General features: G+C 52.1%; 11 protein-coding genes. 5 read left to right on the top strand and 6 right to left on the bottom strand.

What is annotated here, in order from left to right:
- Positions 1-73: 73 nt before the first annotated feature.
- Complete coding sequence (locus E0E17_RS08605; protein WP_130833398.1) at positions 74-976, top strand: LysR family transcriptional regulator; 903 nt, start codon at positions 74-76, stop codon at positions 974-976.
- A gap of 303 nt (positions 977-1,279) precedes the next feature.
- Positions 1,280-2,731, top strand: a complete 1,452-nt coding sequence (locus tag E0E17_RS08600; RefSeq protein WP_165446217.1) for an alpha/beta hydrolase — start codon at positions 1,280-1,282, stop codon at positions 2,729-2,731.
- A gap of 37 nt (positions 2,732-2,768) precedes the next feature.
- Here E0E17_RS08600 and E0E17_RS08595 read toward each other — a convergent pair whose 3' ends face one another.
- The 4 genes from E0E17_RS08595 to soxR form a co-directional block, all read right to left on the bottom strand.
- Positions 2,769-4,418, bottom strand: a complete 1,650-nt coding sequence (locus tag E0E17_RS08595; RefSeq protein ID WP_130833394.1) for a Na+/H+ antiporter — start codon at positions 4,416-4,418, stop codon at positions 2,769-2,771.
- A 216-nt stretch (positions 4,419-4,634) separates the two neighbouring features.
- Complete coding sequence (locus E0E17_RS08590) at positions 4,635-5,984, bottom strand: NCS2 family permease (RefSeq protein WP_130833391.1); 1,350 nt, start codon at positions 5,982-5,984, stop codon at positions 4,635-4,637.
- A gap of 428 nt (positions 5,985-6,412) precedes the next feature.
- Positions 6,413-7,078 carry a glutathione S-transferase family protein gene (locus E0E17_RS08585; protein WP_130833389.1) on the bottom strand — a complete coding sequence of 222 codons (666 nt, stop codon included), beginning with the start codon at positions 7,076-7,078 and terminating at the stop codon, positions 6,413-6,415.
- Positions 7,079-7,142: 64 nt separating this feature from the next.
- Complete coding sequence (gene soxR, locus E0E17_RS08580; RefSeq protein WP_130833387.1) at positions 7,143-7,628, bottom strand: redox-sensitive transcriptional activator SoxR; 486 nt, start codon at positions 7,626-7,628, stop codon at positions 7,143-7,145.
- 102 nt (positions 7,629-7,730) lie between these two features.
- Here soxR and soxS point away from each other — a divergent pair, with 102 nt between their 5' ends.
- Positions 7,731-8,156, top strand: a complete 426-nt coding sequence (gene soxS, locus E0E17_RS08575; RefSeq protein WP_130833385.1) for a superoxide response transcriptional regulator SoxS — start codon at positions 7,731-7,733, stop codon at positions 8,154-8,156.
- 248 nt (positions 8,157-8,404) lie between these two features.
- On the top strand, positions 8,405-8,686 hold the full coding sequence (locus tag E0E17_RS08570; protein WP_130833383.1) for a YjcB family protein: 282 nt from the start codon (positions 8,405-8,407) through the stop codon (positions 8,684-8,686).
- Between the two features lie 54 nt (positions 8,687-8,740).
- Here E0E17_RS08570 and E0E17_RS08565 read toward each other — a convergent pair whose 3' ends face one another.
- Together E0E17_RS08565 and E0E17_RS08560 are read right to left on the bottom strand one after the other, a co-directional pair.
- Positions 8,741-9,691 carry an ATP-grasp fold amidoligase family protein gene (locus tag E0E17_RS08565; RefSeq protein ID WP_130833381.1) on the bottom strand — a complete coding sequence of 317 codons (951 nt, stop codon included), beginning with the start codon at positions 9,689-9,691 and terminating at the stop codon, positions 8,741-8,743.
- A gap of 8 nt (positions 9,692-9,699) precedes the next feature.
- Positions 9,700-10,956 carry an MATE family efflux transporter gene (locus E0E17_RS08560; RefSeq protein ID WP_130833379.1) on the bottom strand — a complete coding sequence of 419 codons (1,257 nt, stop codon included), beginning with the start codon at positions 10,954-10,956 and terminating at the stop codon, positions 9,700-9,702.
- Between the two features lie 527 nt (positions 10,957-11,483).
- On the opposite strand from E0E17_RS08560, the gene E0E17_RS08555 reads away from it, so the two are divergent.
- Entirely contained in the window at positions 11,484-11,879 is a 396-nt protein-coding gene (locus tag E0E17_RS08555) for a transposase (RefSeq protein WP_130833377.1), read from the top strand.
- The last annotated feature ends 904 nt before the right edge of the window (positions 11,880-12,783 follow it).

Genomic DNA, 12,783 nt, shown 5'->3' with positions numbered 1-12,783 from the left:
AAGTATAAAACGCAGGCAGAAGGTGAAAGAAATGAATTAAAATTATCTGATTCATGCCATTCAGGAATAGTTTATGGACGTTCGTGCTTTGCGTTATTTTACCGAAGTGGTGCGCCAGCAGAGTTTTACCCGCGCCGCAGAAAAGCTCTACGTTACGCAACCTACCATCAGTAAGATGCTGCGCCAGCTGGAAGAGGAGCTGGGCTGCACCCTGCTGCTGCGTGATGGTCGCAAGCTGCATCTCACCGACAGCGGCGCGGCACTCTACCAGCGCGGCCTTATTATTCTCCAGGAGTTCCATCAGCTCGAAGCGGAGCTGGGCGATATTAATCAGCTGAAAACCGGCGAATTACGGCTGGGGATCCCACCGATGGTGGGCATGCAGATTGCGGGCACCATCTCCGCTTTTCGTCAACGCTATCCCGGCGTCGCCCTGAAAATTGTTGAATCTGGCGGTCTGACGGTGCAACAGGCGGTGCTGGATGGCAGTCTGGATATCGCCTTAACGGCACTGCCGGTCGATCCCGACCTGCCGTTGAATACCCTGCCGCTGATGCAACATCCTCTCTGCGTACTGCTGCCGCGCAGCGCGCCCTGGCTGAACCGGAGCAGCATGACGCTGATGGAGCTGGCAACCCATCCCCTGCTGATTTTCAATGAAGAGTTTTCCCTGAATCGCCAGCTGATCAAGGCATTTCAGCAGTTTAACCTGACACCGGCGATTGCGGTACGCAGCGGCCAGTGGGACTTTCTCGCGGCGATGGTGCAGTCCGGAATGGGGCTGGCGATCCTGCCGGAGCCGATCTGCCAGCGGCTGGATAAACAGTCCTTACTCTGGCTACCGCTGGAGTCGGATCTGATGTGGAATCTGGCTTTAATCTGGCGGGCAGGCAGTTATTTATCACGCAGCGCTCAGGCGTGGATTGCCTGCTGTCGCGAATATTATCCGGGTGAGGTTCCCACACTCAGCCTTTAGCCCGTCGGAAACATGTTAACAACCCGGCAGCAATAATTATCGCCGCCAGAAGGCGCGGTGATAATTTAATAATAATACGGTTATATTTATGGTTACTTCCCGGCATAAGTTAATTAAAAGATAATAATTCGCGCATAAACGGAAATTCTCTTTTTCTGTTTAGTCTGTATAGATTGACAGCACTGGCAGACGCGGAATACTATCCTGCCCGCAAGTGAATGGCTATTTTCATCCTGTAATAACATGACGCTTTTCTGCCTGTTAGCAGAAAAGTGCACTGCTGTTTTTCTGTATCAGGAGATAATGATGAAAAAAAGGGAGTTTATCTCTGCTATCGGCTTACTGTTATTGCTTTCTCCGGCTTATGCAATACCAAACAGAATGAGCAAAATTTATCACTGGAATAGCTGCAGCGCGCCTGAATTCAAGTCACGCTTCAACGACACTCCGGTCAACAGCGCTTTAACCTGTATGCAACTTAAGGTGCCGTTAATTTATGATAACGATAATGTTCGCCCGGCAAAAAATAATAAAGAGAATGTGCATATTTTTGTTTCGCGCCTGCCAGCAACAGAAAAGAAAAAAGGGAGTATTGTTTTTATTGCGGGTGGACCGGGACAGCCGGGCATCAATCCCGCCTACTATACAGAGCGACTGGCGCGTCTGCGCCAGCATTATGACTTAATCTCTTACGATCCGCGCGGCGTGGGCCTTTCTACACCCCGTATTAACTGTCAGCCCGACGAAGCAAACAGCACGGCCACCTTTCTGGAGAATTGCCAGCGGCAGACGGGGGAAAACATTTTGCCCTGGATGGGCACCCATGAAGCGATTAACGATCTGAATCGATTACGTATCGCCCTTGGGGAGGAAAAACTGACCGCCGTCAGTTATTCGTATGGTACAAAAGTCGCCGCCTGGTATGCTGAACGCTTTCCTGAACATGTACGTGCGCTGGTGCTGGACGGGGTTGTTGATACCAGCGAAGATTATTTCAGCCAGCGTATGAAACAAAATCTCAGCTATCAGCAAACATTTGAGCGTTTTGCTGTCTGGTGCGCCATCAATAATACCTGCCCTTTACCGGCGAACCCCCAGAAAGCCACGGCGAAAATGCAAAAGATTTTAGCCGATGTGGATGCCTGGCATTTAACATCATCCAGCGGTGAAATAATCGATGCGGGAAGCCTGATTTCGTTGATGTATGAAAAATTGCTGTGGCCTGAAGAATGGAAAGCGCTGGCAGAAGCCATTACCAAAATAGCCTCACGCACCATCGATAATAGCGTTGAGACACTTTTACGGCCGCAACCTGGTACGGAAGAGGAGGATGCGCTGGTGGCGATAAATTGCCTGGACAGTAATCTGGCGCTGTTCGATGCGCAGAAGTGGCCCTGGCTGTTCTCTTATATGCAGACGCCGGGAAAATTTACGCGTTACCGACCCGGGCTGGACGAGACGGACAGTTGTCAGGGATGGCCGTCCAATGGACTGGATAAAATGCGCCAGCCGCAGGTCAGCGCCGCGCTGCCTCACCTGTTGTTTGTGGCGCAGCGCCACGATCCCACCACACCCTGGCTGAATGCGCTCCGCATGGCGGCGCTGTTTCGCAGCCCGCTGCTTACCCGGGAAGGGGATGGTCATACGCTGGCCTTAGAAGGTGTCGATAGTTGTGTGGATAAAGCGGTGATGGATTATCTGGCCGAGCCTGCCAGTGTGGTCGCGGATATCACCTGTCCGGTGATTGAGGGCTAAAAAAATACCGGTGCCTTGCTGGCACCGGCAGACATTGTTACTCATCTTTTTCAACCAGCAGCGCTTCGAGCAGGTCGAGGTCACGCAGCAACTTCTGCATGGCCTCGTTGGAGATCTGCTGCGTCGCACGCAGATGATAGACCTCAGCACGCTCGGCGCGTAGCGCCGTCAGACGGAAACGACGCTCCAGATTTTCCGCCATCAGCGCCTGTTCCATGTCACTCTTACCGTCCACGCGCCGACGCAGATTACCGATCACGCGAAGGCTGACCTCTTTCAGCAGCTCCGGATCGAGATTTTCTTCGCTGTCTTTCCCCAGCCGTTCTTCCATTTTGTGCAGGCTCTCAATCGCCACGCCCGCCATCGCCGCACGCGCGCTCTGTATCTCACGACGATGGCTGGTTTTATCGATACCATCAATGCCGTGCAACAGGATTGGCAGCAGAATCACCCCCACAAACAGCGAAAAGAGAATAACGCCGGTAGCGAGGAATATCAGTTCATAACGTGCCGGGAAAGGATTGCCATTGGCGAGCAACAGCGGAATCGACAACACACCCGCCAGAGTAATGGCGCCACGCACGCCCGCAAAGGAGGCGATCAGCAGCTCACGCAGCGAGTAGTTGGCAAACTCCAGCGGACGCTTTTTTAAAAAGCGCAGACTGAAGCGCTTCATGATCAGCAACCAGCCAAAACGCACCACCATCAGCGCGCCATAGATCAGCACAACGTCGGTAAACAGCATCCAGAGTTCAACATTGGGATCGGCATTGGCTTCGGCAATCGAGGTTTCCATAATGCCCGGCAGCTGCAGCCCCAGCATCAGGAACACCATGCCGTTAAACACAAACTCCAGCATCTGCCAGACGCTGTTGGCGCGCAGACGCATTGCCAGCGGTGCCTGACGCAGAATACCTGAACGGGTGATGGTCATACCGGCGGCCACCGCAGCCAGAATGCCGGATACGCCAAGGTGTTCCGCGATCAGGTAAGAGGCAAACGGCAGCAGCAACATCAGCACGGTTTGTGTTGCCGGATCGTCGCCGCTCCAGCGGCTGAGCAGACGCAGAGAACGGCCATAGAGCCAGCAGAGGGCGACACCGGCCACCAGACCGCCCAGCGCAACCTTCAGAAACTCTACACTGGCTCCGCCCCAGGTAAAGACCATGGTGCCCAGCGTCACCGCCACGGCAAACTTCAGCGATACCAGACCGGATGCGTCGTTCATCAGCGCTTCGCCCTGAAGGATCGACATGATTTTTTTCGGGATGCGCCCTTCCCCGACGATGCCGGAAAGCGCCACAGCATCGGTGGGTGACAATACCGCCGCCAGTGCAAAGGCCGGCAACAGTGGGATGCCCGGTACCAGCCAGTGGATCAGATATCCAATCCCGACCACGGTGATCAGCACCAGTACCAGCGCCAGCCCGAGGATTTCACGTCCGTGGTGCAGAAACTCACTGATAGGGGTTTTCCAACCGTCCGCAAACAGCAGCGGCGGAATAAACAGCACCAGGAACAACTCCGGATCGAAATCAACATGCAGGCCAAATGTCGGCCAGGCGAGCATGGCCCCGATGGCGATCTGTACCAGGGGAAGCGGGATTTGAAAAGGAAGAATACGTGCAGCGACACCTGAGAGCGACACCACCAGGGTCATTATGAGGATGGTAAAGAAGATTTCCATGCTTTCCTTAGGTGTTTAGGCTATGTCACCTGCAGGTCATGCATACAGCTGGCGGTTCGCGTCAGCATCCTGCCGGGTGACGGGATACAGCCTGGTTATCATTAAGACAAAAATCACAGAGGAAAGTGTAAAGCAAAACGATGAACAGATGCGACCAGATATCGGTCAGGGGGACAAAAAGCAGTTGCCAGGTGAACTGCGCCACCCGGCAAAGGATTAAATGGCCCAGCCACCCGCATAGAAAACGATCAGCGCAATGGCAATCAACACGGTGCCAACGTTCAGCTTGCGCCATTCGCCGGCGAACAGACGGCCAATCACAAGCGCGCCGAAACCCAGCATGATGCCGGTGACGATGTTGCAGGTGAGCACAATAAACACCGCCGTCAACAGCCCCGCCATCGCATCGACAAAGTCGCTGAAGTCGATTTTTGCCACGTTGCTCAGCATCAGCAGCCCCACATACATCAGGGCCGGAGCCGTGGCATAGGCGGGCACCAGATAAGCCAGCGGAGACATAAACAGAATCAGCAGAAACATCAGGCCAACCACGATGGCTGTCAGACCGGTTTTCCCGCCAGCAGCCGTACCCGCCGCTGATTCGATATACACCGCTGCCGGTGCCGCCCCGACCAGACCGGCAAACAGGCTGCTGACAGAGTCGGTGGTTAAAGCGCGCCCGCCATTGATAATCTGATTGTCTTTATCCAACAGATTCGCCTGGCCTGCCACCGCACGGATAGTACCGGTAGCGTCAAACACCGCCGTCATCACCAGCGCCAGCACGCTGGGCAGTACCGCCGGCTTCAGAGCGCCCATAATATCCAGACTGAACAGCTGCGATTGTCCATTGGCATCATGCAGGCTCGGCATAGCAAACAGTCCCTGATAGCGCACCGCAGGGTCAAAAATCAGCCCCAGCACGGAGATAATAATAATGGTCAACAGAATGCCGCCCGGTACGCGTCGTTTTTCCAGGCCAAATATCGCCGCCAGACCCGCCAGCGCCATCATGACCGGAAATGAGGTGAAATCGCCCAGCGCTACCGGCAAGCCCGGCGCCGGATTTTTAACCACCAGATTGATGCCGTCTGCTGCAATCAGCAGTAAAAACAGGCCGATACCGATACCGGTCCCGTGCGCTACGCCCATCGGCAGGTTACGCAGGATCCACGCCCGGATGCCGGTGACGGAAATAAAGGTGAACAGCAGCCCCATCAGGAATACCGCTCCCAGCGCAACCGGCACGCTGATCTGTTGCCCCAGCACCAGGCTGAACGCCGTAAACGCGGTCAGGGAGATGGCGCAACCAATCGCCAGCGGCAGGTTAGCCCACAGTCCCATAATGATGGAGCCAAAGCTGGCCACCAGGCAGGTTGCCACAAACACCGCTGCGGGCGAGAAACCCGCCTTGCTCAGCATGCCGGGCACAACAATCACGGAATAAACCATCGCCAGGAAGGTGGTTAGTCCCGCAATCACTTCCTGGCGCAGGCTGCTGCCGCGTGCCGAGATGTTGAACCAGGCGTCCAGTTTTCCACTGGCCGGGCGAGATTCGTTAGACATAAAAAAGCCTCTGAAAAATTTTTTAGGTTAGTGAGCCACAGGGCGGCTTCAGTCTGCATACGCGTCGGGTGGCGTGCTGTGCGCGCGAAAGTCAGCGCATCCACAGCAGGCAAACGTTTACCTGCGCGCTAAAACGGGCGTATTGTACAGACTCCTCCGGCAAGGCAAACGATTATCTGATTTTCAGCGGCAGATTTTTCGCTGTGGTTTAACGCGCAATCAGGATAAACGCCCCTATCCTGCTGCTCCGTAATGACTTTTCACTGCTGACCACAGCAGGATGCGCGGCACAGCAGGCGGCAGGCGGCAGGCGGCAGGCGGCAGGCGGCAGGCGGCAGGCGGCAGGCGGCAGGCGGCAGGCGGCAGGCGGCAGGCGGCAGGCGGCAGGATAAGTGAAAGAATGCCCTGCGCGCCTTATCTGGGGGACTTTATTCTGCCAGATCGATCGGCCCGCCTTGCGCAATAGCCCGTTGCCAGGCAGCGCGCGCCTGTACTTTTTGTAGCCATTGCTGCGTGGCAGGCATTCTGTCCAGGCCGCCGCGCAGGGTTAATGCCAGCAGCGGGAAACTCATCTGGATATCGGCAATGGAGAAACGCTGCCCGGCAAACCAGGGCTGCGTGGCGAGATGGTTTTCGATCATCTGTTTATGCGGGACCAGTTGCTTGTCGATCCAGGCGCGCTGAATCCCTTTGCCGAGTACTTCCCCTGCAGGCCGCAACAGCCAGGGAACCGGCGATTTGCCCAGGCGGCTGAACACCAGCTTCATCAGCAACAGCGGCATCAGCGAGCCTTCGGCATAGTGCAACCAGTAACGCGACTGCAACCGTGCGACATCATCCGTCAGTTGCAGCCGATGCTGTTCGTCACAGGTCGCTTCCAGATATTCCAGAATCGCCCCCGATTCGGCGATAACGCGATCGCCATCGGTAATAACCGGGGCTTTGCCGAGCGGATGAATACGTTTCAGTGCCTCAGGCGCCATCATGCTCTTTTCCCGCGCGTAACGTTTAATCTGATAGGGCACTTCCAGCTCTTCCAGCAGCCACAGCACCCGGTGTGAGCGGGAGTTTTCAAGATGGTGGACAGTGATCATAGCGGCTCCCTGTGATGGCGCTTACAGCAGTATAGCCAGCACAGCGTCGGCGACTGTGTCTCGCTTAACGATCTTTGTCCGCGGCTTCGTGATGTTCCGGATCCAGCAGTACCGCCCCTGACCCCTGCTGGGCCAGCCGATCGCCGGGGTTGCGTAGCGGGCAATCGCGCATCGACAGACAGCCGCAACCGATGCAACCATCCAGATCGTTGCGCAGCCGCGTCAGGGTCTCAATACGCTTATCCAGTTCTTCACGCCAGTGCTGCGTCAGGGCGTTCCACTCCTGTGCCGACATGCGCTTATTAGCAGGCACATGCATCAGGCTGTCGCTGACTGTGGCCAGCGGGATGCCAATACGCTGGGCGATTTTAATAATGGCAACCCGACGGAGGACATCACGGCTGTAGCGTCGCTGGTTACCGGCATTACGTGTGCTGGAGATCAGGCCTTTCGCTTCATAAAAATGCAGGGCCGATACCGCGACACCGCTACGCTTTGCCACTTCTCCCGGCGTCAGCACCGGTTTCGGGTAGTTGCGATCTTTTTTCATTTGGCTCTTTACCTCAAGTTAACTTGAGGAATTATACTTGCTTCCCATCAAAACCACGAATCCCACCCGACGTAACAGCGTCAATGACAGAAGGATGAGGCTATGATGCACCAGGAAATAATTCATTCTTTAACCCAGTGGATTGACCAGAATCTGGATAAAAGCTTATCGATCGATGAAGTGGCGGCGAAATCGGGTTACTCCAAATGGCACCTGCAACGTATGTTTCGTACCGTGACGAAGCAGACGCTGGGCGGCTACATTCGCGAACGTCGCCTGACGCTGGCTGCCGAAGCGTTACGCCAGACGCAGCGCCCGGTATTCGATATTGCCATGGAGTATGGCTACGATTCACAGCAAACTTTTTCCCGCGTGTTCCGGCGTCAGTACGCGCAAACGCCCACCGCCTGGCGCAATGCCATGCGTCGTCAGGCGATACAGCGTCCGCGCCGGGTCAACTTTGATTGTGGCGAAAACATGACCGGTTTTAGTCCGCGTACCCCGGGCGAGTATTGCCCGGTTCGCTGACCTTCTGCGCGCCCCCCCGGGGCGCTCCCCCTGTTTTCTCCCGCTTTCCCCTTTTCCCCGTCGATAAAAATTTTTCTACCATACCACGATCAAAATTTGTTCAAAGCGCGACGCAGGATGATATAATGTGATCCTTATCACACTATTAATCTGTCAGTTAACACCGTGAAAGGCTTGCTCGCTTTCATGCGTGGGTGACTGCGCCCTGAAAAGTGTCAGGGATGTTTCAGCTTTGAGGTCCGATACCGATGACTACTTTTACTGCCGGTTTTCTCGTTATGCGCTGGGAGTTGCTGAGCGCTGTTATGATGTTTCTCGCCAGTAGCCTGAAAATTAAATGTCGGCAAACTCGCCACCACGTTATGGCTTTCCTGTTCAGCGGCGTGGGTCTGGGAATGTCGTGCTGGTTTGTCACCGGTCTGTTGGGCATCTCGCTGAGCATGGAGCATCTGCATAACTTCATGGAGATAACCAAAAACGTATGTATTGAGGTGCTGAATCAGGCTCCTGCCAGCTGGCCCATGCCCTGATTTTCGGCAATAAAAAACCCCGCATGGCGGGGTTTTTTATATTGCTGTGTATCGTCAAATTTTCTTCAACATAGCCGGAATATTCACATCCTGAACTGTCACACCCGGTCTCTGCGTTCCGCGGCGATCCTGAATCCACATATCTCCCATTAACTGATTAAGCCCGCGATCGAGACCGGTTACCAGGCCCGCGCCAGGGGTAAAGGTCAGTTCGCCGAAATAGATCCGCTCTTCATGGATATACCAGTCAACCCGCACATAGTCGAAGTCGCTGGCCAGCTTTTTGCTGAGCTCCAGCGCGTGCTGCAGTGAGGCCAGCTGCGGAGTGATATCGAGCCCGGTATCACGAATTTTGTGGAAGGCTTCACTCAGGTTATTGACGTAAAAGTTCATCGACAGCGCAGGATTGCTGCGATTGTAGATAACCTGGAGCACGTACTCAAAATTGCCGTCGCGCTTGTTGAACATATGGAACTTGTAGTCCACCGGCGCGCTTTTGCCGTCGCCAATGTACTGCTCCACCAGAATGCGCGGTTTAATATAGCGATAGTGAATTTCCCGCGCTTCGTTAGCGAAATCGGTCTTCAACCAGGTGTAACAGTTGTTGATGATCTGCTGTTTTTTCAGCGCATCCGGCTCTTCCAGCAGAATTTCTACCATGTTGGAGCCGTGATTCGGCTTAATCACCGTATTCTTCCAGGCGGGCAACGTGTTTAACGTCGCGGGATCGGTAGTTTCGTATACCAGCGGGATCAGGTACTCCTCTCCCACTTTGTCCGCAATGTACTCGCGCACCATATATTTGTCGGACAAGCGACCATAGCTCTGGTAATCACCGAACACGAATTTACGATACAGGACTTTTTCATTAAACACTTTCGGCTGACGCAGATTGGGCAGCTTTTTAAACTTGTGAAAGTAGTAGATGCGGTCCTGGTATGACCAGGGCATCTTTTTGATAAAATACTGTACGCTTCTTCTGAGTTCTTCTTTCAACTTAAGCATATCTGACCTCATTTGTAGGTTTTGTAGTTGAGTGAGGAAACCTGAATTTTTTGAATGACGCCGTTTTTGAAGAAGTAGTTCATTACGGTAAGGGATAGCAGCTCTGAGAGAAAAACACTCCATGCAGCACCCATGATGCCGTAGCCCTGGATCAACCACCAGGAGAGCGGCAAACTAATGAGCATCAGGCAAATGATTTTCTTCAGCAGATAGTTAAACCCCCCTTCTTTCACCATGTAGCGATACGCTACGGTACCCATTGCCGAAAAGCAGGTTGCTATCGACAGCAACGTAATGAGACTTCCTGACTGTGTGTACTCCTGGCCGTATAACGCAATGACAAGCTCTTCTCCATAAAACGCAATGAAGAGCAGCATCACTAATGAAACTCCCATGACATAACCATTCAGCCGCGCCGCCAGCTTTATGGCCACTTCGCCACGCTCTCTGAAAATTTCAGTAAAGCAGGAAGTGATGATCGCCACGGGAATAAAAATCCACGAGGCTGCAATAGTATTGGCAGCGGCAAACAGGCCGAGATCGCGCGCTGATCCGACGCCCGCTAAAAACATCTGTGCCGCCTTTACCTGAACCGAGATAAAAATACTGGAGATGGCCAGCGGCAGACCGGCATACATCAGATAACGGAAATAAGCGCTGCGTTTCTCCTGCGGCGGGGCGATATCCTGATTATCACGGTAGAAGTTGTAGCGCTTGATGACATAAGGCACCAGCGTCACGGCCACGATGGAGAGTGTCAGCCACAGCGGATTAAGACGGAACCAGGCGATGGTAAAACTGATCGTAAAACTCAGCACCATGCCGATGGAGTTAGCAATGGTATTCAGACGCGATGCCAGGCGCGCATTGTTGTAAACGCTGAAGGTATCCTGCGTGACGAACACCGAGGCCACAAATGAGGCCAGCGCAAACGCCAGAAAATTTTCCTGCATGTTGAACCAGACCCAGGCCAGCACCGGCGCTGAGGTGAGCAACAGAAGTACCATACGTAAGGTGCGTGCGATCGTCATCAGCCGCAGCCCTTTGGGCGCGTTTTTGCTGATGCGTTTAAACAGAATGGTTTCGGTACCGAAAATCGCAACGGTCTGGACCATTGAGAAGAGTGAGGTGGAAAACGCCATTTGACCAAACACAGTTGGCCCAAAAGATTTCGCCACGTAGGAGGTCACGAAAATGACGCCAAACACTGAGACGATCTTCTCCGACATCATCCAGGCGGCATTGGACATTACGCTAAGTTTCATTGACTCATCCTTTGTATTACTCACTACTACAGCCTGCGGTGCATGTCCCTGTATAGAATTAACAAGTACACAATGGACCTGACGGTAATTAAATACTTCAAACCTGACTGGTCCGAAAAATTGAGAATCAAAGCTGAATTCAGAGATTATTTTCAGGAAAACTCTGATTATATTTGGCGAAAAAAACACCCTCGTGTAAACGATTTTTCTTTTTAAACGAAGCGGCGACGCCTGGCATATCCTGCGAAATTTGCAAGGAGGTTATGCTGAAATCACTATGTGCGTTGAAATTTTCTTCCTTTGGGATGAGACGAATTTATATCAAAAACACCCATTCAGGAAGGTGTGGAAACCGGAAGCGAATAAAATAAGATTTATCCCATGATGATATTTATTCCAAATATCTTAATTTAACCTTCGCAATTCAAATCGCGCACTTTAATACTGTATTAAAACTCCTTTTTGCAGTGCCGGGGATTAATACAGTTATTCTCATCCATTAATTGATTAGAAAGGTAAGAGCATTTATGAGAAAGTCACGATATAGCGAAGAGCAAATCACCAATGCCATTAAAGCTTCTGAATCAGGAGTGAAGGTAAGGGAGATTTGTGAAGAGTTAGGCATCTCTGAAGCGACCTTCTACAGCTGGAAGAAGAAATTCTCCGGGCTATCATCAGAAGAAGGTAGAAGAATCAAAGAGTTGGAGGACAAACTGCAGTTGATGACCCGTGAGCTGCAGATATTAAGCACAGACAAGGAGATGCTACAAAGCGTACTTAAGAACTTCTTCACAACTAACGAAAAGCGTCAGGCGGTGAACTTCCTGCAGAGCACCTTTGATATCGGCACACGCCGCAGCTGCCGCCTGCTGGATATTAGTCGCAGCGTTTATCATTATCCCTCTAACTCTGACAATCGTTAAGGCCCGTAATACCGTTCTTTTTTTGATTAATGGCTCTACCTGGTACTTACCAGAGAAAAGGAAGATCATCCTATAAAGCTTTCAGGGTCTGATTATCCGCACCATTTTTTTTTGATGTTTTCTGCCGAGGAAAAACATCTTTTGTGTGGTAAAAATGATTCACATCAGCAAAAAACTTGCTATTCAATCCAGTTAACAAATGCCCTGCCTCATTTATGCTGAGGCAGGGCATTTGTGCTGCCGTTTTCTTTATTTATAAATCTGGTCCTGTACCAGGACAAATCTCATCAGCACACGTAAACATGACGCTTAATTTTACGTCAGTAATACCTGGATCTAATTGATGGAGTAAAAATATTTATAATCCAACCGGTAGCTGAGCTGGAAAATATTTCCTTCGGAATTATCCCAAAATAAATGTTAATGGTTGCTTAACACTTACCGACTTTCATACCCGTAATCTGTTAAGAGTGTTCATCCATAGTTAGGCAGTGCTAATCATTTGAGGTGACTGACATCTCAGATTATTCGCAACATTTGCATTATCCCCGCAGCAAAATATGGCTTTTCATCACATTTATCGGCGGAAGAAAGGACGCAGAAAAGCGTTACGGCACCCGGGTGCAGCAAAAAAATTGACCAAAAAGCATGTTTCTTGCGCGCTTCGTTGAAAAAGCAAGCTTCACCTCTGTCTGCCCGGCGCTACTTTGCTGCCTTAATAGCAGAGAAAACCCGGGCATTACGGCTGTAAGTCCCTTGCGCAGGTTGCCTTTTTATATCTTAATGGATGAAAAAAAGGGATCAAAAAAAACCTTAGGTTATAAGAAGGCAGTTAAGCATCCCTTCGCCAGCCAAATAAGCAGGGTAAAATACCTGGAGGTAATCTTAAAATAGCTTTCTCTTA

Source organism: [Erwinia] mediterraneensis, from assembly GCF_900604315.1.
Classification (GTDB): domain Bacteria; phylum Pseudomonadota; class Gammaproteobacteria; order Enterobacterales; family Enterobacteriaceae; genus Pantoea; species Pantoea mediterraneensis_A.
Note: the sequence above shows the minus strand (reverse complement) of the source record. Positions and strands in the feature narration are given on the sequence as shown.